This window comes from Stappia taiwanensis, from assembly GCF_014635285.1.
Lineage (GTDB): Bacteria > Pseudomonadota > Alphaproteobacteria > Rhizobiales > Stappiaceae > Stappia > Stappia taiwanensis.
The window spans coordinates 338,266-363,017 of the sequence record NZ_BMCR01000002.1 but is presented as its reverse complement, the minus strand read 5'-3'; the positions used below and the strand labels follow the sequence as shown (position 1 = coordinate 363,017).

Here is a 24,752-nt window from a genome sequence, read left to right as displayed (position 1 = left end):
CTCTGAACTCGTTCGTGAACGCCATTGGCGCCAGCGTTGCCGTTTTCAGCAAGGGCGAGCATGACGCCTATGTGATGCTGGCCGCCAATCGGCAGTACATGGCCATGCTGGAACGGGAGGAGATGGACGGGGTTGTCGCCTATGGGCTGGCGGACATCTTTCCCCGCTATCTCTGCCTGCCCTTGAGCGAGCAGATGGACGAATGCCTGCGGACGCAAAGCCCGGTGGAATCGGAAGTGGTGATCGACCGGGGCGGCCGGGTGAGCTGGTGGCGTTTCGTGTTCTCACCGGTGTTCACCGAGCGCGGCGCGGCCCGGCGGGTGCTCAACACCTGCATCGACATCACCGAGAAAAAGTCGCTGCAAAGCTCGCTGGCGCAATCGCAAAGCCGGTTCGAATCCGTCGTGGACGCGGCCTATGACGGAATCCTCTCGGTCAATGAGGACCGCGAGATCGTGCTGATGAACACCGCTGCTTGCGAGATCTTCAAGGTCAGCAAGGAAGAGGCCTACGGCAAGCGGCTGGAGACCCTCATTCCGCAGCGATACCGCGAGCGCCATCCAGCCTATGTGGCATCCTTTGGCACCTCGCCGATCATGTCGCGGCCGATGGAAACCCGGGTGACGGTGATGGGTTTGCGCAGCGACGGGAGCGAGTTTCCCGCCGAGGTGACCATCGCCAAGATCAAGGTGGGCACGGCGACCGAGTTCATCGCCGTGGTGCGCGATATTTCCGAGCGCGCCCGGCTGATTGAGGAGTTGCAGCGGGCGGCGACCAACGATCCGCTGACCGGCGTCTACAACCGGCGCCACCTGTCAAAGATCCTGCGCGGCGAGCTGGAGCGCTGCCGGCGCTTCGGCCATGAGCTGACCGTGGCCATGATCGACCTCAACGAATTCAAGACCATCAACGACAGCCACGGACATCATGTCGGCGACGAGGTTCTGGTCGCCTTCACCCAGGCGGTTGGCAAGCATCTGCGCGATGTGGACACGGTCGGGCGCTGGGGCGGCGACGAGTTCCTGATCATCTGGCCGGAGACGGCCGAGGACCGGGCGGGACGGGCGATCGCGGCGATCCGCGACGAGCTGACCGACATCCAGGAACGGCTGTCGAAGCCCGGCACCGTGATCGAGTTCAGCCACGGCCTGTTCCAAACGGACGGCGCGCTCGACGCGGATGAGGTGGTGCAGCGCGCCGACCAGATCCTTTATGAAAACAAACGCACGCAGCGGGGCGGCTGACCGGCGCTGGCGCATGGCCGGGCGGCGCATCTTGCGTCGGCGGCATGACGCTTGCGATTGCCGGCCCGGCTTGGCATTGTCGGCCCAGCGGTTTCAACGCCTTGCGCTGACCCGACACCATACCCGAGCCCAGGACGAACGCGCTGATGAGTGGTGACCTGCCGACCTATCTCACCACCCGGGAAATGGCCGATCTCCTCAGGGTCAAGGAGCGGAAGATCTACGATCTGGCCGCCGCCGGCGAGGTGCCGCACAGCCGCGCCACCGGAAAGCTGTTGTTTCCGCGCGAGGAGGTGCTGGCCTGGATCGCCAATGCCAGCGACGCGCCGTCCTCTGATGCGATGCGTCCGCCGGTGGTGCTGGGCAGCCACGATCCGCTGCTGGAATGGGCCTTGCGCGAATCCGGCTCCGGCCTTGCCGCGCTGTTCGACGGCAGTCTCGACGGGCTCGACCGGTTCGAAGCGGGTGAGGGCATCGCTGCCGGCCTGCATGTGGTGCAGGAAGAGGGGTGGAACACGGAGGTGATCGCCCGCCGGTTCCGCTACCGCCCGGTGGTGCTGGTCGAATGGGCCTGGCGCAGCCGTGGCTTCATCGTCGCGCCGGGCAATCCGGCCGGGATCACCCGGCTTGCCGATCTCGCCGGGCGTCAGGTGGTGCGCCGCCAGGCCAAGGCTGGGGGCCAGTTGCTGCTGGAGCGGCTCGTTGCGGAAGAGGGATTGACGCCGCCGGCGGCCACCGGGCCGATGGCGCGGGACGAGCGCGAGGCGGCACTGGCGGTGCTCGATGGCCGGGCCGAGGTCGCCTTCGGGCTGGAAGCCTCGGCGCGGCAATTCAAGCTGGATTTCGTGCCGGTGTGCGAGGAGCGCTTCGACCTGCTGGTTTCCCGGCGCGACTGGTTCGAGCCGCCGTTTCAGGCGTTTGTCGCCTTTTGCGGCACGCCGGCGCTGCGGGAGATGGCCGCCACCCTGGGCGGCTACCGGATCGAGCGGCTGTGGAGACCGCATTTCAACGGAGGCTAAGGCCCCCTCCAGTGGGCGCGGGGCGGGCCGCTCAGGGCGGGTCGGAGCGCAGGCCCGACTGGGTGGTCACCTTCTTGCCGAGATAGGCCTCGCGCCAGGCCGTGTAGAGCGCGGCGGCGACGATCAGCGTCGCGCCGGCCAGGGTATGCAGGCCCGGCAGGTCGGAAAACAGCAGGAAGCCGATGGCGGTGGCATAGAGCAGCCGCACGTAGTCGAACGCGGCGATGGCCGAGGCCTCGCCGGCGCGGAAGGCGCGGATGTTGCACATCTGCCCGGCCCAGGAGACGAAGCCGGCGATCACCAAAAGCCCCCATTCGGCCGGGGTCGGGGTCTTCCAGTTGGCGATGGCAAACGGCAGCATGATCACCCCGACGAACACCGCCTGATAAGTCAGGATGGTCACCGGCCGCTCGAATTGCGACAGCTTGCGGATCAGGATCATCACCACGGCGGCGGCGGCGGCCCCGGCAACCGCAAGGCCGGCATAGAGGTTGACACCGCCGCCCGCATCCGGGCGCAGGATCACCAGAACGCCGATGAACCCGGCGATGGTTGCCAGCCAGCGGTGCCGGCCGACGGTTTCCCCTAAAAACAGGATCGCGAAGATGGTGACGAAGAAGGTCTTGGAAAAGGACAGCGCCGTGGCATCGGCGAGCGGCAGGTGAACCACCGCGGTGAAGCCGGCGAACATGGCGACGGAGGCGCAGGCGATGCGCAGGGCATGCAGGTGCCCGTGCCGGGTCACCAGCGATCCGGGCAGGCCGGCGACGATGGTCGGGGCGACGATCATCGCCATGAAGATCTGGCGGATCAATATGATCTCGGTGACATGCAGCCGCGCGCCGAGCAGCTTGATCAGGGTCACCATGGTCGTGAAGAACAGGCCGGCCACCAGCATCCACAAGATGCCGCGCAGATTGCCCGGCAGGGACGACAGGCGGTGATTTGCGACATGGAGACGGCGAATGACGCGGGCGTGCGTCCGGGGAGGGGACATGCGGGAAAAGGGTCCGGGCAAGAGGAGATTGCGGCAAGCATAGACCCGTGTGGCCGGGATGTGGAGTGTTTTGTAGGATGAATAGACACTTGGCGCGGGTGGGTGGTTGCAGCTAAGTTCGGCGAAACAACGCGCGCTGCACGGTGAGGTGGCACGTGGGGCCGGTCGCCCGACCGGGGCATGTGCGCAAACGGCGAAGGCCCGGGGCCGGGGTGGACGGCGCGGGAGACACTTTCACGGTATTCGAGATTCCAAGCGAGGCGGACGGTATGAACGAGGTTGTTCCGGCGAAATTCGGCATGGGCGCACCGGTGCGGCGTCAGGAGGACGCGGCGCTGATCGTCGGCAAGGGCCGGTATGTGGACGACATCCAGCCCGAAGGCGCGTTGCACGGCTATGTGCTGCGCTCGGCGATGGCTCATGCGCGGATCTCGCTCGATGGGCTCGACGCGGCGCGGGGCGCACCCGGGGTGGCGCTGGTGCTGACCGCCGCCGAGATCGGCGATCTGGGGCCGATGCCGACCAAGGCGCTGGTCACCCAGCCGGACGGGTCGCAAAATGACGTGCCCCATCGCCCGGTGCTGGCGGTGGACACGGTGCGCCATATCGGCGAGCCGATCGCCTACATCGTCGCCGACAGCGTGAACGCGGCGAAATCCGCCGCGGAGCTGATCGAGATCGACTATGAGCCGCTTGAGGCGGTGGTGGAGACCGGCGACGCGCTTTCCCCCGGTGCTCCGCTGGTGTGGCCGGAGCGGGGCAGCAATCTCGCCTTCACCGTGGAGCGGGGCGATGCGGCGGCCACCGAGGCGGCCTTCGCGGCGGCGCACAAGATCACCCGCATCGAGATCGTCAACAACCGTCTGGTGGCCAACTACATGGAGCCGCGCGGCTGCATCGCCGAAAACGATGCGGGCAGCGAGCGCTACACCCTGACCGTCGGCACCCAGGGCGGGCACGGACTGCGGGACATTGTTGCCGGCGACATTCTCGGCATCGATCCGGCCCGGTTGCGGGTGGTGACGCCGGATGTGGGCGGCGGCTTCGGCACCAAGGCATTCGCCTATCCGGAATATCCGCTGAGCCTGGTGGCGGCGCAGCGGCTCGGCCGGCCGGTGAAATGGATCTGTGAGCGCACCGAGCATTTCCTCGCCGACGCCCATGGCCGCGACAATGTCTCGGTTGCGGAAGTGGCGATGGATGAAAACGGCCGCTTCATGGCAATGCGGTTCGAGCTGATCGCCGCGATGGGCGCTTATCTGCATCAGTACGGACCGTCCATTCCCTTCGTCGGCAGCTCGATGGCCACCGGTCTGTACGATGTCTCCACCATCCATCTGACCCTGAATGGGGTCTACACCAACACGGTGCCGACCGATGCCTATCGCGGCGCGGGACGCCCCGAGGCGGCCTATCTGCTGGAGCGGCTGGTGGACAAGGCGGCACGGGAGATGGATCTGTCGCCGGCCGAAATCCGGCGGCGCAATTTCATCGCGCCGGAGCAACTGCCCTACACCACCGCGACGGGCCGGATGTATGACACGGGCGCCTTCGCCGAACATCTGGATCTGGCGCTTCAGGCGGTCGACTGGGACGGGTTCGAGGCGCGCCGCCAGGCGTCGGCTGCGCGCGGGCGGTATCGCGGCATCGGCCTTGCCACCTATGTCGAGGCCTGCGCCTTCCCCGGCTCGGAGGAGGCGACGGTGGAACTGGGCACCGATGGCTCGCTGACCCTGCTGATCGGCACCCAGACCAACGGGCAGGGCCATGCCACCGCCTATGGCCAGATCATCGCCGAACAGTTCGGTGTCGATCTCGACCGGATCACCACGGTGCAGGGCGACACGGACCGGGTGCGCCGAGGCGGGGGCACCGGTGGCTCGCGGTCGATCCCGATCGGCCTGCCTTCGGTTCTGGAGGCCTCGCGTAGTCTGGTGAAAAAGGTCAAGGAACTGGCCGCCGACCGGCTGGAAGCTGGGGTGGAGGACCTTGAGCTGATCGGCGGCAACGTGCAGGTGGTGGGCACCGACCGTGCCGTGACGCTGGCGGAGATCGCCGCCAGCGCGCCGGAGCCGCTGGCCGCCCGCGAGGCGGTCAAGCAGGCCGAGGCCACCTATCCCAATGGCACGCATATCTGCGAGCTGGAGGTCGATCCGGACACCGGCGAGACCACGCTGCTCGACTATGTGATCGTCGATGATTTCGGCGTGGTCGTGAACCCGCTGCTGCTCACCGGTCAGGTGCATGGCGGCGTGGTGCAGGCCATCGGCCAGGCCTTGATGGAACGCACGGTCTTCGATACCGACGGCCAGCTCGTCACCGCTTCGTTCCTCGACTATCGCATGCCGCGCGCCGGGGACCTGCCGGACATCCGCTTTTCCACCCACAACGTGCCCTCCACCACCAATGCGCTGGGCATCAAGGGGGCGGGCGAGGCCGGGACCATCGGCGCCTGCCCGGCGGTGATGAATGCGCTCGACAACGCCCTGCGCCGCGGCGCCGGTGTGGAGCGGATCGACATGCCGGCAACGCCGGACCGGGTCTGGGAGGCGATCCGGGCAGCCAGCGCCTGACGGGGGCCGGAAGCGCGGCTGCCGGGGAGGGGCGCGGTCCGGAGAACCTTCGGGCCGCGTTCCGGAAGGGGCGTTGTGATGACCTTGGGGTATGCAATCGGCGCAGGGGAGATCTGTGCCCGGTGCGGATCGGCGCCCTGTCATTCATCATATGAATGGCCTAACCTGAGCCGATCTTCCCTCCTTGCGGACGCGCCCGGGCCCGGGGCTGATCCGCTTCCCGAAAGGTTGTCATGTCCGTTCGCAGCGCCGATGCGTCATCCCAGGAGCGCCCGGCAGGGCTGGATCTCAATCGCCACAATCCGAAGCTCGGGATCGCCCTGAAGATCGGCGCGACGCTGGCCTTCACGGTGATGGTGGTGCTGATCAAGCTGGTGGCGGACCGCTATCCGGTCGGCGAACTGGTGTTCGCGCGGAGCCTGTTTGGCCTGTTGCCGGTGCTGGTCATGGCGCTCTGGCAGGGCGAGTCCTGGTCGGTGGTCAAGACGGCGCGCCCGATGGGGCATGTCGGCCGGGCGATCATCGGCGGGTCGGCGATGGCGCTGTGGTTCGCCGCGCTCGCCCGCCTGCCGTTGCCCGACGCGACGGCGATCAATTTTTCCGCGCCGTTGATCATGGTGGTGCTGGCCGCGCTGATCCTGGGCGAGCGCGTCCGGGTCTACCGCTGGACGGCGGTCGGCATCGGCTTTTGCGGCATCCTGATCATCCTGTCGCCGCATCTGGGCACGGCGCTGCCTGGCGTGGACGGGGTCAACGGGCTCGGTGCCGGGTTCGCCTTCGGCTCCGCCTGCATGATGGCTTTGGCGATGATCCAGGTGCGCCGACTGACGAGCACCGAGCGGACCACCACCATCGTCATCTGGTTCGCCGGGGTGTCCTCGGTCCTCGCCCTTCTGACGCTGCCGTTCGGGTGGACGATGCCGACGGCCCAGGATGCGTTGATCCTGGTGGCCATGGGCCTGTTCGGCGGCCTCGGCCAGATCCTGTTGACCCATTGCTACCGTTTCGCCGAGGCCTCGACCATCGCCCCGTTCGACTACACCACGATGTTGTGGACGGTGATTGCCGGCTGGCTGGTGTTTGCCGAGGTGCCGACCATCGAGGTGCTGATCGGTGCCTGTTTCGTCATCGGCGCCGGGGTGTTCGTGATCTTCCGCGAGCGCGCGCTGGGCCTTGACCGGTCGAAGGAGCGCCGGACGGTGACCCCGTCCAAGGCCTGAGGCGGGAGCGCTGGGCCGGCGCCTTGTGTTGGCGCCGGCGCGAAGCGTCGGAAACCGCGTCAGAACGCCTTGAAGGTGATGATCGTCTTGGTGTCGAGAATGCCCTCGAACGGGTGGACCTTCTCATTGACGAAATGGCCGATGTCGGTCTCGTCATCGACGTAGAACTTGACCAGCAACTCGTAATCGCCGGCGGTGGAATAGATCTCGGAGGCGATCTCCGCGTCGGCGATGGCATTGGCGACCTGATAGGCCTTGCCGAGGTGGCATTTGATCATCACGAAAAAGGGAACCATCGAATTCTCCGTTGCATGGCCGGCCCGACCGGGTCGCGGCACCGGGCGCGACGTCCGCGCCAGCTGTCGCGCGGCGGGCGACTCGGCGACAGTGAAGCGGAAGCGGCCGTCCGGAGCAAGGGGCGGATGCCAGGGGACAACCCGGGATGTTGTCCGAAGGAGGCGGTTCGGGGATTCTGCCGATGCCGGTCTTGCATCCGGGGCGCCGGGCCGCCATCTGTGTGGCGCCCGAGCGCGGACCGGTCCGTATTCCCTCGGCGTGCAGGTGATTCCACTCGCCGGTAAAATGCTTTAGGTTTCGGTTCGGATGCTCCTTGTGGGGGGAGGCCTTGCACCGGTGGGCTGGACAACAGGACGGAATGGCCGATGACGACGCGCCGCGATATCAAGCCGGAACAGGGATCGGCGGTGCTCTTGTCACGGCGCGGGGCGCTGGGGCTTGCCGGAGCGGGAGCCGTGGCCGGACTGGCCCGCCCCGCCATTGCCCAGACCACCATCGAATGGAAAATGGCCACGGTCTGGCCGAAGGACCTGCCCGGCCCCGGCCAGTCGGCGCAGCGGATCTGCGATGCAATCGAGGTGATGAGCGGCGGGCGCATGCGCGTGCGGCTGTTTGCTGCCGGAGAGCTGGCGCCGCCGGCCGGTGTGTTCGATGCAGTGTCCGGCGGTACGGCGCAGATGGGGCATGCGGCCTCGGCCTATTGGCAGGAGCGGATGCCGGCGGCGGTGTTCTTTTCCGCCGTGCCCTTCGGCCTGTTGCCGCAGGAGCAGATGACCTGGATCGAACTGGGCGGCGGACAGGCCCTGTGGGAGCGGCTTTATGCGCCCTATGGGGTGCAGCCGTTCATGGGCGGCAACAGCGGCGGGCAGATGGGCGGCTGGTTCACCCGTCCGGTGGAGCGGCTGGAGGATCTCAACGGGCTGAAGGTGCGGATGCCGGGGCTCGGCGGCGAGGTGTTGCGCCGGCTCGGGGCAACGCCTGTGTCCCTGCCGGCGGAAGAGTTGATCCCGGCCCTGCGCAGCGGGCTTCTCGACGCGGCCGAATTCCTCGGCCCGGCCAGCGACCGGGCGCTGGGGTTTCAGTCCGTGTCGAAGCTCTATTACGCGCCCGGGTTCCAGGAGCCCAATGGCACCTATGAGGCGCTGGTCAATGCGGTGGCCTTCAACGGATTGCCGGAAGATCTTCGGGAAATCATCCGCGCCGCCTGCCGGGTCGAGACCTCGCGCGCCCTGTCGGAAAGCAACTGGCTCAATGCGGACGCGCTGCGCCAATTGACGGAAAACGATGGGGTTGAGGTGCGCCACTATCCGGAGGACGTGCTGCTGGCGCTGCGCGCGACCTCGGCGGATGTGGTGTCGGGGCTGGCGGCCACCAGCGATCTCGCCCGGGAGATCTACAACAGCTACGCCGAGGCGCAGGCCCATCTCGGCCCCTGGAGCGCGGTCACCGAAGGGCTGATGCTGCGGGCCCGCGCGCTGTAATCCGCTCCCGCCGGCTGGCGGGGCGTTTCAGCAGTCGCGCTGGTGCGGAGCGAGCAGCTCCGGCGCGAGCTGCCGGAAGCGGCCGTCGCGCAAGGCTGCGAGGGCGAAATCGACCATCGGATCGAACATCAGGTCCTGATGCCCCTCGCTGAGACAGCGGCAGCTCTGGGCGACCAGCGCCGGATGGAAGAACATCACCAGGGAATGCTGGAACAGCATCGCCGAGGCATCGGCGTCCTGCTGCGGAAACTCCCCCGTTTCGATGCCTTGGCGGATGGCCACGGCGAAGGTCTCGCGCATGGCGGTCTTGTGCATCTCGATCTCGTCCCAGGCTTCCTCGATGGCCGCTTCGAGCAGATCGTGGATCTTGCGGTTCTCGGTGTAGCGTTCGCGCATATGGTGGAAATGGCTGCGCACCATCACCCGCAGCCGCTCCGAAGCGGTGGCCTCAGGATTTTCCGCGATGTCCTTCAGCATGACCTCGCGCAGATGCTGGGTGACGACGAGGGCGACCGCCTTGGTCAGCTCCGATTTGGAGGCAAAGAACCGGTAGACGTTGGCCGGTGACATGCCGAGCTCGCGGGCAATGTCGGCGATGGTCGTCTTCTGGTAGCCGTAGATGTGGAACAGGCGGTTGGCCGTCTCGACGATCCGCCGGCGGGTCTCCCGGGCAGCGGCGCTGGTGATGCCATCGCGGGTCGCCGCGACTTCATCAACTGATCTTTGCCGTTCCGCTGTGTCTGTCATGGGCTGTCCAATCACATGTGTTCCGCTGGCGGAGGTGTCGCCGGTGGGCGACGTTCGTCCGCACGGCGACCGGCGCTCCGTTCGGGGCCTGCCGCGCCATGCGCGCGCCCCGGGACGCAGACCGAACGCCATTCGCCATCCGGAAGCCGGATGGGGAAGATTCCATCTCCATTGGAACATGCGAGCCACATGGAGATCCGTCAACTGCTGACTTCTGATATATATTCTCTGACGTTTATTGACAATCGTCAGTTTTACGCAAATATAGCAGGCCTGCGCTGCCAGCGACGGGCTGGCGGGACTGCGTCGGCGGGTGACAACCGCCACGCCGGCAATTGTCTGGAGCCATCGCCATGCCAGGAATGACCGATTTCATGACGCCGAGCCGGCGCCGAGCAAGGCACGCCGGATTGTGGCGGGCAGCGCGCGGGGGCGCGGCTGTGGCTCCCCGGCTGTTGGCTCTGGGGTTGGTCGCCAGCCTGCTCGCCGGATGCCAGCCGGATGCGGCGGAGGATGTCGTGGCGCCGCCGCCGCGCACGGTCTGGGTCGAGCCGGTGGTGGCGGCCTCTGAACAGACGCTTGAGTTTTCCGGCACGGTGCGGGCACGCAGCGATGCGCCGGTGGCGTTCCGGGTCGGCGGCAAGCTGGCGGAACGCACCGTCGATGTTGGCGATCTGGTGACGCGCGGCGATGTGCTGGGCCGGCTCGACGCGGATGATCTTCAGGTGGCGATGCGGGCGGAAACCGCTCGGGCGCGCGCGGCGGCAGCGGAGGCGGAGCGCAGCGCCGATGAATTGACCCGGCTGCGGGCGTTGAAACAGAAGGGGCATGTCAGCCAGGCGGCGCTCGACCGGGCGGTGGCCGGCGCCGATGCGGCGGCGGAGACCCTGAAGGCGGCGCGGGAACGCGAGCGGCTGGCGGAAAACCAACTGGCCTATGCCACCCTTGTGGCCGAGGTCGATGGGGTGGTGACGGCGACCCTGGCCGAGCCCGGCGAGGTGATCGCCGCCGGTCAGCCGATCGTGCGCATGGCCCGCCACGGCGAGCGCGAGGCCGAGGTGGCGATCCCGGAAACCTATGTGAAGGCAATCGGCACCGCCCGGGCCGAGATCACCTTGTGGGTGGCGCCGGATCGGCCGCTGGCCGCGCGGCTGCGCGAGCTGTCGCCCCAGGCCGACCCGGCGGCGCGCACCTTCACCGCCCGCTTTGCCATGGAGGATCCCGACGATCTGGCCCGGCTCGGCATGACAGCAGTGGTCAAGCTCACCTTGAGCGGGGCGGAAGGCGAGATGGCCGTTCCGCTCTCCGCTGTCTGGTACAAGGGCGAGGCGGCCCATGTCTGGCGCGGCAAGGAGGGAGCCTCCCATGTGGAGCCGGTGCCGGTGACCGTCTCCCGGCTGTCCGGCGAACAGGCTTTCGTCACCGGCGGTCTGCGCCCGGGCGATCTGGTGGTCAGCATGGGCGTTCATCGCCTCGACGCGGACCTTGAGGTGCGTCTTGAGCGGCGCCCGGCGTCGGCGCGGGTGCAGGTGGGGGCGCTGCAATGAGCGGGTGCAACCTTTCCGCCTGGGCGCTGCGCCATCAGGCGTTGGTGCTGTTCTTCATCCTCGTCACCGCGGCGGCGGGGATCTGGTCCTATACCAACCTGGGGCGCAACGAGGATCCGGCCTTTACCGTCAAGGTGATGGTGGTCACCGCCGCCTGGCCCGGCGCCAGCGCCCAGGAAATGCAGGAGCAGGTGGCCGACCAGATCGAGACCCGGCTGCAGACCCTGCCCTGGCTGGGGCGGCTGGAAACCTACGCCACCCCCGGGTTCATGGCGACGCAGATCGTGCTCGACGACGCGACCCCGCCCTCGGAGGTCGCCGATCTGTGGTATCAGGTGCGCAAGAAGGTCGGCGACATTCGCGGCGATCTGCCGGCCGGCGTGCTTGGACCGTTCTTCAACGACGAATATTCCGATGTCTTCGTGCAGGTGCATGCGATCACCGCGCCGGATGCCCACTGGTCGGAACTGTCCGACCTGGCGGAGATGGCGCGCCAATCGCTGCTGTCCGTCCCGGGCGTGGAAAAGGTGCAGCTGTTCGGCGAGCAGGACGAGAAGATCTACGTCGATATCTCCTACGCCAAGATGGCGACGCTCGGCATTCCGATCAGCGCCATCTTCGATGCGCTGGCGCGGCAGAACGCGGTGGTGCCATCGGGCTCGGTCGACACCCCCAGCGAAACGGTACAGGTGCGGGTGAGCGGCAAGCTCGCCGGTGTCGAAGCGGTGGCGGCGGTGCCGGTGCGGGCGGGCGAGCGGACCTTCCGCCTGGGCGATGTGGCGCGGATCCATAGCGGCATTTCCGATCCGCAGCGCTTCGCCGCCCGCTACAATGGCAAGCCGGCGATCATGCTCGGCGTGGCCATGGCCGATGGCGGCAACGTGCTGGAGCTTGGCGAACGTCTGGCGGAGAAGGTTTCGCAGATCCGCACCCGGCTGCCGCTCGGCGCCGAGTTGCATCAGGTCTCCAACCAGCCGGAAGTCGTGGAAGAGGCGATTGGCGAGTTTCTCCTGAAATTCGTCGCGGCGATTTCCATCGTCCTCCTGGTGTCGTTCCTGTCGCTGGGCTTTCGCACCGGGATCGTCGTTGCCCTGTCGGTGCCCCTGACCCTTGCCGGCACCTTCCTGGTGATGCTGCAGATGGGCATCGACCTGGAGCGGATCTCGCTGGGGGCGCTGATCCTGTCGCTCGGCCTTTTGGTGGATGATGCGATCGTTGCCATCGAAATGATGGTGGTGAAGATCGAGCAGGGCTGGGACCGGTACCGGGCGGCGACCTTCGCCTGGGAATCGACCGCCTTTCCGATGCTGACCGGCACCCTGGTGACGGCGGCTGGCTTCCTCCCCGTTGGCTTTGCCAAATCCTCGGCCGGCGAATATGCCGGCGGCATCTTCTGGGTGGTGACCAGCGCGCTTCTGATCTCCTGGCTGGTGGCGGTGGTGTTCACCCCTTACCTCGGCCTGAAGCTGTTGCCGCGCTCGCTGGAACGCCACGCGGCGGAGCGCGGGGATGTGGACGAGGACGCGATTTATCGCACGCGCGGTTACAATGCCTTGCGCGGCATGATCTCCGGCGCGGTGCGCTTCCGCCTGCCGGTCGTGCTCCTGACGGTGGGGCTCTTGGCCTCGGCGGTCTACGGCATGGGCTTTGTGAAGAAGCAGTTCTTTCCCAACTCCTCCCGGCCGGAAATCCTCGTTGACCTGCGCGGTCCGGAAGGGGCGGCCTTTGCCGCGACGGAGCGGGAGGTGCGTGCGGTGGAGGCGATGCTCGCCGAAAGCCCGGATCTTGAGTATTTCACCTCCTACATCGGCGCCGGCGCGCCGCGCTTCTTCCTCGCCTACAATCCGGCGCTGCCGAATGCGAATTACGCGCTGATCCTGATCCAGACCAAGGGCGGGGAGCACGCCGAAAAGCTGCTGGCGGAGCTGCGTGCCCGCTTCGCGGCCAGCGAAGGGGCGGTGCGTGGACGCGCCAACCGGCTCGAACTGGGGCCGCCGGTCGGCTATCCGGTGCAGTTCCGGGTGGTGGGGCCGGATATCGAGGAGGTCCGGCGCATCGCTGCCCGGGTGCAGGTTGCCATGCGCGCCAATCCCGATACCCGCGACACCGAGCTGCAATGGGGCGAGAAGGTCAAGTCGGTGCGCCTTTCGGTCGACCAGGACCGGGCCCGGGCGCTGGGACTGACCAGCGAGGAAATCGGCCTTGCCCTGCAGGCGCTGTTGTCGGGGGCGGAGGCGACCAGCCTGCGCGATGGCCGGCACTCGGTTGGCGTGGTGGTGCGCGCCGATGCGGCGGAACGGGCGGCGCTCGGCGATATCGGCGATCTGGTGATCGCGGTGCGCAACGGGCAGGCCATTCCGGTCTCACAGGTGGCCCGGATCAGCTATCAGGCGGAAGAGCCGATCCTGTGGCGTCGCAACCGCGAAACGGTGCTGACGGTGCGCTCCGACATCATGCCCGGCGTGCAGGCGCCGGATGTGACGGCGGCCTTGATGCCGCAGATCGAGGCCATCGAGGCGACGCTGCCGCCGGGCTATCGCATCGATGCGGGCGGCGCGGCGGAGGAATCAGGCAAAGCCAATGCGGCGCTGTCCAAGGTCTTCCCGGTGATGCTGCTGGCGATGATGCTGCTGATCATGATCCAGATGCAGTCCTTCTCGAAGATGATCCTGGTGTTCCTGACCTTCCCGCTGGGGCTGGTCGGGGCGGTGGCAGCGCTGCTGATCTCCGGAGAACCCTTTGGCTTTGTTGCCATTCTCGGGGTGATCGCCCTTGGCGGCATGGTGATGCGCAACACGCTAATCCTCGCCGACCAGATCGAGCACGATCTTGCCGCCGGCGCGACCATGCGTCAGGCGATCGTCGAATCCACCGTGCGCCGGGCACGGCCGGTGATCCTGACCGCGCTGGCTGCCGTTCTCGCCTTCATCCCGCTCACCACCAGCATCTTCTGGGGGCCGATGGCGGTGTCGATGATCGGCGGGCTGACGGTCGCCACGGTGTTGACGCTGCTGTTCATGCCGGCGCTCTATGCCCTGTGGTTCCGCCGGCGGCTCGACAGGACCGACGCGGAGATGCTTGAGCCGGAGGGCGGAGACAGCCAGCGGAACACGGACACGGCAGAACGGAAAACGGACCCCGCGACGGTTCTGCCGCAGGCGGCGGAGTGATGCGCGCCCCGTCGGTTTCGGCCGGCGGGGAGGGCGGGCGCCGAGCCATGCGCGGCGGCGTCCGTTCGCTGCATTTCTCCGCCGCAACCTGAGGCTTTATACGGGCGATAGGAGGTACGTTCGCGACGCAAGGTCCGTCATGCGGAACTTTGTTCCAATTCGCGATTTCGTCTGTGTGGCGTCATGTGATTCGCTATCACTGGTTGTTTTGACAGGTGCGCCTGTCGCATTTTTGCCACAGCTTCGACCAAATCGAGGGGGCGTCATTTTGGGGTCTGACCTGCCTAAAATATAGGCATTCGTTCGATCGATGATCGCGACCGCAATCAAATTGACACAAATCGAACGAATTCTGGCAAATCTCCCGCCGAAGCCGATCTTCTTCCGTTGCGGAATGGCCGAAAGCCGCCAGTTTTCGGGACTAGTGAGGTGCCCGGGAGGCGCTGCTACGGGTTTGCCTGACCGGGATTTCCTGCCCAACATGACGCTAACGTTAAGAGTGCACAGGGGTGGTGCGCCGCGTTTGCGTTGTTGGGAGGAAAAAACCGGATATGACAAACAGGATTAAGAACGCGCTTCTGGCCGTGTCGGCGCTGACCGCCGTGGGGATCGCCACCGAAGCTTCCGCGGGCGGGTTCGCCCTGCGTGAGCAGAGCTCCTATTATCAGGGCATGTCGTTCGCCGGCTACGGCACCACCGGCCCGTCGATCTCCTCGATCTTCTGGAACCCGGCGACGATCACCGGTGCGCCCGACGGGCTGACCTTCGAGGCGCACAACACGCTGCTCATGCCGACGGCGAAGATGGATGGCACCTTCACGTCCTCGGGCGTGGCGCTTCCACCATTCGGCATCGTGTTGCCCAACAGTTCCGCGCCCTCCGGCGATATCGCCAATGACGCCTATATTCCGGCGAGCTATACCGCCTACAAGGTCACCGATCAGGTGTTCTTCGGCGTGGCGATCAACGCGCCCTTCGGCCTGTCGACCAAGCCGAACGACAACTGGGCCGGCCAGTTCTACTCCCGCTCCTCCAAGGCCGCCTCGCTGAATGTGACGCCGATGATCGGTTACAAGTTCAACGAGATGCTGTCCTTCGCCTTCGGCCTGCAGATCCAGCAGTTCGCCGTGTCCTTGAAGACCGGCGTTCCGAACGTCCCGGGCTTTCCGACCGCCGCGCTGGAGGGCGATGACATCGGCTTCGGTGTTACCGCCGGTGTGACCCTCAAGCCAATCGCGGGAACGGAAATCGGCCTTGGATACCGGTCCGGTGTGGCGCATCAACTGGGTGGAACGGTCTCCTCGCCAAGTGGCATCGCCCCGATCACCGCCAATCTGATCACGCCCGATATGGTCAACCTGTCGGTCAAGCAGCGGGTGACCGACGCGTTTCGCGTTCTCGGCACCGTGGAATGGACCAATTGGAGCCGGCTGAAGACCCCGCGCGCTGTTATGCCCAATGGCACGGTGGCGAAGGCGCTGCCGTTCAACTACAGCGATGGCTGGTATTTCTCGATTGGCGGCGAATATGACTTCAACGAGGATCTGACCCTGCGCGCCGGTATCGGCTATGAACTGTCGCCGATCGACACGGACATTCGCTCCACCCGCCTGCCGGATAATGACCGGCTGTGGCTGTCGGCCGGTGCCAGCTACCAGGTGATGGACAATCTGGCGATGGACTTCGGCTACACCTACATCCGCACCGCCGATACCCGGGTCAACATCGGGCCGGGCCATCAGGATTATGTTCCGGCCCTTGGTACCTACAGCTCGAATGTGGATGCCAACGTGAATATCGTCTCGGCCTCGCTGCGCTACACCTGGGGCGGGCCGGTCGAGCGGCCGGAACTGGATCCGATCCGCAAGTACTGAGGCGGGACGAGCCTTTGATCGTTGAGTGTGGACAGGGGGCGTCCACATGAAGAAGGGCCGGCGGAGCGATCCGCCGGCCTTTTGCGTGAATGGAGAGACGGTGCGCTCAGAACGCCGCCGGATAAAGACCGCCGTCGACCAGAATGTTCTGGCCGGTGACATAGCCGGCCTGCCGTGAGCAATAGAAAGCGCAGACCTGACCGAATTCCTCGGCGGTGCCGAAGCGGCGGGCGGGGATTTCCGCCGCCTGTGCCGCGCGCACCTCTTCGACGCTGGCACCGCTCTGGGCTGCCGCGCGCGCGAAGCCGCCGCGCAGCCGGTCGGTGTCCATCTTGCCCGGCAGCAGGTTGTTGATCGTCACATTGCGGTGAGTATAGGTCCGCCCGACCCCGGCGAGGAAGGCGGTCAGCCCGGCCCGGGCACCGCTGGACAGGTCGAGCCCCTCGATTGGCATCCTGACCGTGATCGAGGTGATGTTGACGATGCGGCCAAAACCGCGTTCGGCCATGCCGTCGGCGACCTGCTGGATCATTTCGATGGGCGAGATCATGTTCTGGATGACGCCGGCGATCATTGCCTCCCGGTCCAGCTCGCGAAAGTCGCGGCGCGGCGGGCCGCCATTGTTGTTGACCAGAATGTCCGGCTGCGGGCAGGCCGCGAGCACGGCCTTCTGACCCTCAAGCGTCGACATGTCGGCGGCGACCGCCTCGACGGTGACGTCGAATCGGGCGCGCAGATCCGCCGCCGTTGCCTCCAGCCGCTGCGGGTCGAGACCGTTGATCACCAGATCGCAGCCGGCTTCGGCAAGCGCCTCGGCGCAGCCGCGCCCAAGCCCCCGGCTCGATGCGCAAACGATTGCCTTGCGGCCGGAAATACCCAGGTCCATGACCCTTCCTCCCATTTTTTGCCAAGCCGGTAAGGCCCGGATTTCCTTCTTGTCTGTTAGCGGGAAACGCGCTCGCCTGTCCATCGCGGCAGCGGCTGAGCTGGGGCTCCGCGCGGCCATGCCGGCAAGCAAGCCTTACGCTCTTTTGTCGGGCGCTGTCATATTTCTGAGACCGAAGTCGCGCACTACTCTCGGCGAACCCAGGTCGGGAGGTCATCATGTCCGCCGAGCAAGCACCCAGGCACTACAGAACGCTTTTCCTGTCGGATATCCACCTTGGAACGCGAGGGTGTCAGGCCGAACTTCTGTTGGATTTTCTGCGCTACAACGATGCGGAGACCATCTATCTCGTCGGCGATATTGTCGATGGCTGGCGTCTGCGCCGCATGTGGCACTGGCCGCAACTGCACAATGACGTGGTGCAGAAGCTGTTGCGCAAGGGGCGCAAGGGTGCGCGGATCGTCTACACGCCCGGCAATCACGATGAGTTCCTGCGCGACTTCCTCGGCACCCATTTCGGCGGCATCGAGGTGGTGGACGAGACGATCCACGAGACGGCGGACGGGCGGCGCTATCTGGTGATCCATGGCGACCGGTTCGATGTGGTGGTGCGCCACGCCAAGTGGCTCGCCTATCTCGGCGACTGGGCCTACGTCTCCGCGCTCAACCTGAACACCGGGCTCAACATGGTGCGCCGGCGTCTTGGGCTGACCTACTGGTCGCTGTCGGCCTGGGCCAAGCTGAAGGTCAAGAACGCGGTCAATTTCATTGGCAAGTTTGAGGAGACGCTGGCCCAGGAGGCCGAGCGTCAGGGCGTCGACGGGGTGATCTGCGGCCACATTCACCATGCGGCGGACCATACCGACTATGGCACCCACTACATCAACACCGGCGACTGGGTGGAAAGCTGCACCGCCGTCGCCGAGCATCACGACGGCACTTTCGAGGTGATCCACTGGGCGAAGCGGGGCGAGTGGGCGCGTCTTCCCAAGCCCTCCACCGCGCGGGCGGCGGCATGAAGTCCCTGTTGATCGTCTCCGACGCCTGGCATCCGCAGATCAACGGCGTGGTGCGCTCCATCGAGCGCACGCAAGGGGAGATGGAGCGGCTCGGCGTGCGGGTGGAAATCCTGTCGCCGGCGGATTTTCGCACCGTTCCCTGTCCGACCTACCCGGAAATTCGCCTGACGCTGGCGACGCCCGCCGTGCTGCGCCGGGAGATCGCCGCGCGCGACTGCGGGCATCTGCATATCGCGACCGAAGGCCCGCTCGGGCTGCTTGCCGCGCGTGCCGCGCGCCAGTCCGGCCGGATCTTCACCACCAGCTATCACACCCGCTTTCCCGAATACCTGTCGGCGCGGATGCCGGTGCCGCTCGACTGGTCCTATTCCTGGCTGCGCCGGTTTCACAATGCCGGCCATGGCTGCATGGTGGCGACCGGCACGCTGGAGCGGGCGCTCGGCCGGCGCGGCTTCGTCAATCTGATGCGCTGGTCGCGCGGGGTCGACCACGACCTGTTCCGCCCGTTCGAGAGCAGCGTGCTGCCCGCCGACCTGCCCGGGCCGGTGTTCATGTATGTGGGCCGGGTGGCGGTGGAAAAGAACATCGAGGCGTTCCTCGATCTCGATCTGCCGGGCAGCAAGGTGGTGGTCGGCGACGGGCCGCAGCTTGGCGCCTTGCGCGCCGCCTATCCGGATGTGCTGTTCACCGGCGCGCGGGTCGGCGAGGATCTTGCCCGCCATTACGCCTCCGCCGATGTGGTGGTGTTTCCCAGCCTGACCGACACTTTCGGCAATGTGCTGCTGGAGGCGCTGGCCTGCGGTGTGCCGGTGGCGGCCTATCCGGTGATGGGACCGGTCGACATCGTCGCCGATACCGGCGCCGGGGTGCTGCATGCGGATCTGGGGCTTGCCGCGCGCGCCGCGCTGCAGATCCCGCGCGCGCGCTGTCGTGAAGTGGCGCTCGGCTATACCTGGGAGCGCAGCACCCGGCAGTTCATCGACAACTGCATGGCCGCCAACCGGCTGGCGGCCGCTGCCGTCCGCGCGGCATGAGCTGAAACGCACCCGGCGGCTTCAACCGGGCGGGGGAATGGTGTACCGGTCATATCCTGATGGAGGAAATGACCATGGATGCCATGCTTGCCGGACCGCAGTTTCAGGATGTTCTCGACGCCCGCGCGCGCATCGCCGGGCGGGCGGTGGTGACGCCGCTGCTCAATTCGCCCTTTCTCGATGAACTGACCGGGGGAACCATCCTGCTGAAGGCGGAGACCCTGCAGCGCACGGGCTCCTTCAAGTTTCGCGGTGCCTGCAATCGGCTGTCGATGATCCCGGAAGACCAGCGGGCGGCCGGTGTGGTCGCCTGTTCCTCCGGCAATCACGCGCAAGGGGTCGCCGAGGCCGCGCGGCTCTTCTCCATGCCGGCGACCATCGTCATGCCGGAGGATGCACCGGCCTCCAAGGTTGCCCGTACCGAGCGCTCCGGCGCGCGGGTGGTGACCTACCGGCGCGGGGTCGATGACCGCGAGGAGATCGCCCGCACCATCGCCGAGGAAACGGGGGCCATCATGGTGCATCCGTTCAACGATCCCGGGGTGATCGCCGGGCAGGGCACCGCCGGTCTGGAACTGGCGGAGCAGGCGCGGGCCATGGGGCTGGAACCGGAAGCGATGCTGACCTGTGCCGGTGGCGGCGGGCTGACCGCCGGCATCGCCCTGGCGCTGGAAACCCTGGTGCCGGATTGCGCGATCCATCCGGTCGAGCCGGAGGGGTTCGATGATCATCGCCGCTCGCTGATCGCCGGGGAGATCCAGGCAAACCCGTCGGAGAGCGGATCGGTCTGCGATGCGCTTTTGTCGCGCCAGCCCGGCGCAATCGGTTTTGAGATCACCCGGCGGCGGGCGCGGCAAGGACTGGTCGTCAGCGACGCGGAAGCGCTGGCGGCGGTGGCTTTCGCGTTTCGGGAGCTGAAGCTGGTGGTGGAGCCGGGCGGGGCGGTGACCCTGGCGGCCGTGCTGTTCGGCAAGCTGCCCGTGGCCGGACGCTGCATCGCGCTGACGCTTTCAGGCGGCAATATCGATCCGCCGATGCTGGCAAAGGCTCTGGCGGAATAGCACTTGCCGCGTCGCCGTCTTCCGGGCCGCGTCCGTCAGTTGACGCGGCGCGGGGAGGCAGCCTGCCGCATGGTGCGGAAGCGGTAGACCTCATCGGCGACACCGCTGCCGCTCAGGCCCAGCCAGTCATGGCGCAGGCGGGCGAATTTCCCATAGGTCTTGTGGCCGATCCCCGTCTCCTTCATCAGCAGGGCGACCGTGCCGTCGGCCTGTGAGGCAAAGGTGTCGCGGATGGCGCCCTCGCGCATGTTGAGATGGTGCGCCAGCAACCAGATGATGCCGGCCATGTCCTGGCGGTCGATCAGGATAAGGAGGATCGTCTCGAAGCTGAGTTCTCCGGCGGCGATCTGGATGCGCACCTCGTGCCGGCTGAGGCTTTCGCCATCCACATCGAAATGCGGGTCGCGGTCGTCGGCAACAGCGGTTTCGGCGAGCCGGAAAAGTGCGTCGTCGTTGTCCAGCGCCTGCGACAGGGCCACCGGCATCAGCGGGCAGTTGCTCTGGCCGATCAGCCGCAGATCGTCGCAAAACACCTCGTCATGGGTGCAGCGACCGGCCATCGCCCCCATCAGCCGCGCTTCGGACGCGGCGAGGATCAATGTCGCCAGCAGCGCGCGCACCTCGAACACCGCCCCCGGGTTATGCAGCAGCGCATTGACCACCGGGAAGGCGCCTCTGGCGATCAGCGTGTCGACGATTTCCGCCGGCACATGGCTGCGGCGGGCAATCGCCAGCCGGTGCCGGTCGGAGCGCTGGCGGGCAATGTCGGCAAGGCGGGCACCGCTGATCACCGGCGAGTGTTCCAGCACCGGTTCGCAGAGTTCGAAGGCCTCGCCGGCCAGCCGGTCTGCCAGCGGGGAGGTGATGCGGTCGGTCTTGGCAAGGCGCACGACAATGTCGAGCCGGGCGGAGCGGTCGAGTTGATCGAAAACATCGAGGACCAGGGCGGAGAAAAGCTGACGCTCCGCTTCCGATGGCTCGCTCTCCTGCTTGTCCGAATATTGCGCGCTCAACATGCGAACGAGCTCGGACCTTGCGGAAGGCGCCTTGATCTTGGCGAGTTTTTCCAGCTTTTCCATGAGCATGGCGGCGATCCGTTCCGTCCGGTCTCGGCTTTATTCAGCCGAGATCCTTCTCATTTTTCTTTTTGGAAACGAAGTATCGCAGGGAGATCGTTAAAAATACTTATAGAGCCTCGGGTTTTGTCCCGAGCTTTGGTCCTGCACAGGATGGCACGAGAAAGTTGACGTTGCGTTTTCTGCGGAACGCAAGGGGGCGCCACCCTGTGCCGGGCGATGCCTTGCCCGGAGGGCCGGCGATGGTTTCCGCATGCGGTATGGAAAAGCTGCGCTGCTCCGGTTGGTTTTAGAACGGTGCTCTGTACAACCACTCCGCTTACAACATTGATAGAAATACCAGTATGCGAGGTGGAGATGGCTAGAGTGGCGGGAATCGCGGCGGCGCTGATCGTGGCGGGTTGCGTATCGGACGGGGGATCGGAGCGCTCGTGGGAACCGGATGTGCCCAAGCCAAGTCGCGAGGAACTGATCTGCCTGGCGTCCAACCTCACCCCCGGCACTCAGGAGTTCAACCAGTGCCTGGCGATGGTGAAGGTCAGTGAAATGACCGAGGAGGACTACCGCAAGGAGCGCGAACGGCGCGAGACCATCGGCGATGGGCTGGCGGAGGAAATCTGCGACGGGTTCGCGCGAGACCGGATGGGGTATCCGGTCAAGAAAAAGGTGTCCAGGCGCGTGACCGGCGATTACGAGAAGACCGTCAAGATCACCTACGAGATCGATAGGACGCAAGAGAATCCGCAGGTTATCCTGGCTTACAGGAACGGCATCTGCACCCTGCGCGGGAGCAAGGTGGTGGATTTCAAGGTCGACTAACCCGTTCATCCGGGGGCGGAAGGCGCCCCCGGATCGCGTCAGCTGAGTGGTCAGAAGAGCGCTTTCTGGATGCGGCCGCGCTCGGACTGGACAGGGATTGGGGCCTAGCTGAACAGGGACTGGCGTTCGCCGGGGGACAGGCGATCGAGCGGATCCGGCTCCTTGGGGCTGTCCTCATCGTTTCGCCAGTTCAGATCATCGGCTTCATCGACAATCACCACATCGTCTTCCGCGTCAGCCGGCGCCGCGTCCGCCTCGACTTGGTCCGCCTCGTCTGGGGATGCGTCCGGTGCCTCGGCCTCGGTGTCGACCTCGGTGTTGGCCTCGGTCTTGTCCGAGACGTCCGGGCTGGCAAAGATATCCGCGCCGGCCAGATCCTCGGCGCTGAGGTCGAGGGGGGATGCGCCGAACTCGGCATCGGTTGCTGCTGCGGTGTCGGGCGCGGCGAAAACGTCGGCTTCGGCATCCGTACCGCTGGGCTCCGCTTCGTCCCCGGCGGGGCCAGCATTGGCGAACAGGGCGTCGAGATCGTCGTCGGTCACGGTCGCCCCGGCAACGAGACCGGCCATGTCGTCCATGCCCTCGAAGACGGCATCGATCTGCGCTTGCTCGGCGGCGTGAGCATCCCCCGACGGGGTCTCTTCCTGCTGGCTGAACAGCTCATCGACCGTATTCTGGCAGACGCCGCGCCCTTTGAGCTGGGGGCCATTGAGAAGGTGGGCGTCCGGCCGGCTGTCCTGCCGGATCTCGGTGTGCTCGCCCTTCACGTCCTCGATGCCCCAGATCGAGATCATCAGGTTGATGCGCGATTCGAGATATTGCAGCACCTGAACGATCTTCTGGGTGCGCTGGCCGGTCAGGTCCTGGAACGAGCAGGCCATGAAGATTTCCGTGGCCCTTGCGTCGATGTCGTCGCAGATCGCCTGGTCGGCGCCGCTTTCGCGCAGGGTCCAGGCATGCTCCTGAATGGCCTCGGCGGCGGCGAGAATTTCCTGGGTGGCGCTTTCGGTCTGGGTGACGATGGCATCCAGCTCGTTGGACGCCTCGACGAAGCGGTTCCCCTCTTCGGCCTCATGCTTGATGTTGGCAATCTCGCGCTTGGTGCGCTCGATGGCTTCCTGCATGTCGGCGATGTCGAGGCGAATGCGGTCGAGATCGGGCACCGTGCGCTCGCGGGTCATCACCTTTTCGAGCCGGCCGATGGCATCGAGAACGATCTGGGTATCCGGCTTCTGGTTGCGAACCAGATATTCTTGGAGAAATCTCCGGCCGCGATCCGTCTCGCTCAACGCATTGAAGATGGCGTCGTAGTCGCTGTCGCGGATCGCGCTCGGTGTACCGTTTTCTGCCATTCTTCTTCTATCCGCGTCCTGTCACACCGCCGGAACACAGCACTTGGCGTGCGGTTTGCCCGCTCAATGCTTAATCGCCAAATCCTTAAAATCGGTATAGAAGGGCGTGTCCCTTCCAAACTGGACTTTCGTTCATGCAATTGCGAACCCGGGTGGCGGCCTTCTTCGCCGCCCAGTTTTTCGGCCTTGGCCTGTTCCTGCCGTTCTTTCCGCTGCTGCTGAACGAAGCCGGCCTCGGCGCGGGCGAAATCGGCACCCTCCTGGCGGTGCCGATGATCGTGCGGCTCATCGCCAATCCGCTGGTCAGTGGGCTGGCGGACCGCTACGCCACGCCGGCCAGCGCCATTACCATCTTGTCGCTCCTGTCGCTGGTGGGGTTTTCCGGATTTTTTTTCATTGGCGGCTTCGTGCCCATGTTCCTTCTGCTGATGGTGACCGCTTTCGTCTGGTCACCCTTGATGCCGCTTGGCGATGCGCTGGCCGCCCGGGTGGAGCGGGAAGGGGGCGGCGACTATGGCCGCATGCGCCTGTGGGGTTCGGTTTCCTTCATCGTCGCCAACCTGATCGGCGGCGTTCTGGTCGGCGGCTGGACGCGGGAAGTGGTGATCGGCGGTATCATCGCTGGGCTCGTGTGCGCCGTGGCGGTGGGGCGGGGCTTGCCGAGCCGCCCGGAAGCCGCAGCGACGGAGGAGGAGGCCCGGAGCTGGGCTGGCGTGACGACGGTGTTGACGCCCGGCTTCCTCATGGTGCTGTGCGCCACCGGACTGATTCAGGCCAGCCATGCAGCCTACTATGCCTTCAGCGCGCTGTTCTGGGCGAAGGCCGGTATCCCCGGCACAGCGGTCGGGCTGTTCTGGGGGCTGGGCGTGGTGACCGAGATCGGTCTGTTCGCCATTGCCGGCCAGCTTGGCCTGCGGCTTGGCATTGCCGGGCTTTTGGGTCTCGGCGCGGCGGGGGCCACCTTGCGCTGGCTGCTGTTTCCGCTGGCCACCGATCCCGTGAGCGTGGCCCTGCTGCAGGCACTGCACGGGCTCAGCTTCGGTGCCAGCCATCTGGGGGCGGTGGCCTATGTGGCACGAACCGCGCCGCCGCGCTGGGCCGGAACGGCGCAAGGGGTGATGTCGATGATGGTGGGGCTTTTGACCGCCTTGGCCTCGGCGATGGCAGGGCAGCTCTACTCGCTTGGTCCGGCGCTGGCCTTTTACGCCATGGCGGGGCTGTCGGCGGCCGGTGGGGCCTTGCTGGTGGCCAGTGCCCTGCGCCGGCGCTGGCGCGGCGGCGGCGCGGGCCTTTAGACCGGCGTTGCCGCCGGACGCGAAGACGAATGTGAAAACGG

General features: G+C 66.2%; 19 protein-coding genes. 13 read left to right on the top strand and 6 right to left on the bottom strand.

Features of this window, described 5'->3' with window-relative positions:
* The first annotated feature begins 14 nt into the window (after positions 1-14).
* Together IEV83_RS05545 and IEV83_RS05540 are read left to right on the top strand one after the other, a co-directional pair.
* Entirely contained in the window at positions 15-1,244 is a 1,230-nt protein-coding gene (locus IEV83_RS05545) for a sensor domain-containing diguanylate cyclase (RefSeq protein WP_181758603.1), read from the top strand.
* 146 nt (positions 1,245-1,390) lie between these two features.
* The gene (locus IEV83_RS05540) at positions 1,391-2,263 is read left to right on the top strand and encodes a substrate-binding domain-containing protein (RefSeq protein WP_181758604.1); all 873 of its coding nucleotides are present in this window, start codon (positions 1,391-1,393) and stop codon (positions 2,261-2,263) included.
* A 31-nt stretch (positions 2,264-2,294) separates the two neighbouring features.
* Here the strand turns inward: IEV83_RS05540 and IEV83_RS05535 are convergent, their stop codons facing one another.
* Complete coding sequence (locus tag IEV83_RS05535; protein ID WP_181758605.1) at positions 2,295-3,260, bottom strand: DMT family transporter; 966 nt, start codon at positions 3,258-3,260, stop codon at positions 2,295-2,297.
* Between the two features lie 269 nt (positions 3,261-3,529).
* Between IEV83_RS05535 and IEV83_RS05530 the strand changes: the two genes are divergently transcribed.
* Complete coding sequence (locus IEV83_RS05530; RefSeq protein ID WP_181758606.1) at positions 3,530-5,833, top strand: xanthine dehydrogenase family protein molybdopterin-binding subunit; 2,304 nt, start codon at positions 3,530-3,532, stop codon at positions 5,831-5,833.
* Positions 5,834-6,066: 233 nt separating this feature from the next.
* Positions 6,067-7,053, top strand: coding sequence for a DMT family transporter (locus IEV83_RS05525; RefSeq protein ID WP_181758607.1), 987 nt, complete (start codon positions 6,067-6,069; stop codon positions 7,051-7,053).
* Between the two features lie 59 nt (positions 7,054-7,112).
* On the opposite strand, the gene IEV83_RS05520 is transcribed toward IEV83_RS05525, so the two are convergent.
* Entirely contained in the window at positions 7,113-7,349 is a 237-nt protein-coding gene (locus IEV83_RS05520; protein ID WP_181758608.1) for an Lrp/AsnC ligand binding domain-containing protein, read from the bottom strand.
* Between the two features lie 366 nt (positions 7,350-7,715).
* Here IEV83_RS05520 and IEV83_RS05515 point away from each other — a divergent pair, with 366 nt between their 5' ends.
* Positions 7,716-8,831 (top strand): TRAP transporter substrate-binding protein, encoded by a 1,116-nt coding sequence (locus IEV83_RS05515; RefSeq protein ID WP_181758609.1) that lies wholly within the window; start codon positions 7,716-7,718, stop codon positions 8,829-8,831.
* A 27-nt stretch (positions 8,832-8,858) separates the two neighbouring features.
* Here IEV83_RS05515 and IEV83_RS05510 read toward each other — a convergent pair whose 3' ends face one another.
* Positions 8,859-9,578 carry a TetR/AcrR family transcriptional regulator gene (locus IEV83_RS05510; protein WP_181758610.1) on the bottom strand — a complete coding sequence of 240 codons (720 nt, stop codon included), beginning with the start codon at positions 9,576-9,578 and terminating at the stop codon, positions 8,859-8,861.
* A 353-nt stretch (positions 9,579-9,931) separates the two neighbouring features.
* Here IEV83_RS05510 and IEV83_RS05505 point away from each other — a divergent pair, with 353 nt between their 5' ends.
* The 3 genes from IEV83_RS05505 to IEV83_RS05495 all read left to right on the top strand — a co-directional run bounded on the left by IEV83_RS05505 (position 9,932) and on the right by IEV83_RS05495 (position 16,169).
* Complete coding sequence (locus IEV83_RS05505; protein ID WP_181758611.1) at positions 9,932-11,125, top strand: efflux RND transporter periplasmic adaptor subunit; 1,194 nt, start codon at positions 9,932-9,934, stop codon at positions 11,123-11,125.
* Positions 11,122-14,295, top strand: a complete 3,174-nt coding sequence (locus IEV83_RS05500) for an efflux RND transporter permease subunit (RefSeq protein WP_181758612.1) — start codon at positions 11,122-11,124, stop codon at positions 14,293-14,295. Before IEV83_RS05505 ends, IEV83_RS05500 begins: the two co-directional genes overlap by 4 nt.
* Before the next feature lie 551 nt (positions 14,296-14,846).
* Positions 14,847-16,169: an OmpP1/FadL family transporter gene (locus tag IEV83_RS05495; protein ID WP_181758613.1), complete on the top strand. Its 1,323-nt coding sequence runs from the start codon at positions 14,847-14,849 to the stop codon at positions 16,167-16,169.
* A 106-nt stretch (positions 16,170-16,275) separates the two neighbouring features.
* Here the strand turns inward: IEV83_RS05495 and IEV83_RS05490 are convergent, their stop codons facing one another.
* On the bottom strand, positions 16,276-17,055 hold the full coding sequence (locus tag IEV83_RS05490; RefSeq protein WP_181758614.1) for an SDR family oxidoreductase: 780 nt from the start codon (positions 17,053-17,055) through the stop codon (positions 16,276-16,278).
* Between the two features lie 218 nt (positions 17,056-17,273).
* On the opposite strand from IEV83_RS05490, the gene IEV83_RS05485 reads away from it, so the two are divergent.
* The 3 genes from IEV83_RS05485 to IEV83_RS05475 all read left to right on the top strand — a co-directional run bounded on the left by IEV83_RS05485 (position 17,274) and on the right by IEV83_RS05475 (position 20,169).
* Positions 17,274-18,074: a UDP-2,3-diacylglucosamine diphosphatase gene (locus IEV83_RS05485; protein ID WP_181758615.1), complete on the top strand. Its 801-nt coding sequence runs from the start codon at positions 17,274-17,276 to the stop codon at positions 18,072-18,074.
* Positions 18,071-19,108, top strand: coding sequence for a glycosyltransferase family 4 protein (locus IEV83_RS05480; RefSeq protein WP_181758616.1), 1,038 nt, complete (start codon positions 18,071-18,073; stop codon positions 19,106-19,108). Before IEV83_RS05485 ends, IEV83_RS05480 begins: the two co-directional genes overlap by 4 nt.
* Positions 19,109-19,182: 74 nt before the next feature.
* The gene (locus tag IEV83_RS05475) at positions 19,183-20,169 is read left to right on the top strand and encodes a threonine ammonia-lyase (protein ID WP_209002988.1); all 987 of its coding nucleotides are present in this window, start codon (positions 19,183-19,185) and stop codon (positions 20,167-20,169) included.
* 35 nt (positions 20,170-20,204) lie between these two features.
* Here IEV83_RS05475 and IEV83_RS05470 read toward each other — a convergent pair whose 3' ends face one another.
* Positions 20,205-21,254, bottom strand: a complete 1,050-nt coding sequence (locus IEV83_RS05470; RefSeq protein ID WP_181758618.1) for a DUF2336 domain-containing protein — start codon at positions 21,252-21,254, stop codon at positions 20,205-20,207.
* 435 nt (positions 21,255-21,689) lie between these two features.
* Here IEV83_RS05470 and IEV83_RS05465 point away from each other — a divergent pair, with 435 nt between their 5' ends.
* A complete protein-coding gene (locus IEV83_RS05465) occupies positions 21,690-22,064 on the top strand; it encodes a hypothetical protein (protein WP_181758619.1) in 375 nt (124 codons plus the stop codon).
* 104 nt (positions 22,065-22,168) lie between these two features.
* Here IEV83_RS05465 and IEV83_RS05460 read toward each other — a convergent pair whose 3' ends face one another.
* The gene (locus IEV83_RS05460; RefSeq protein ID WP_181758620.1) at positions 22,169-23,416 is read right to left on the bottom strand and encodes a protein phosphatase CheZ; all 1,248 of its coding nucleotides are present in this window, start codon (positions 23,414-23,416) and stop codon (positions 22,169-22,171) included.
* A gap of 134 nt (positions 23,417-23,550) precedes the next feature.
* Here IEV83_RS05460 and IEV83_RS05455 point away from each other — a divergent pair, with 134 nt between their 5' ends.
* Positions 23,551-24,711 (top strand): MFS transporter, encoded by a 1,161-nt coding sequence (locus IEV83_RS05455; protein ID WP_181758621.1) that lies wholly within the window; start codon positions 23,551-23,553, stop codon positions 24,709-24,711.
* Positions 24,712-24,752: the final 41 nt, after the last annotated feature.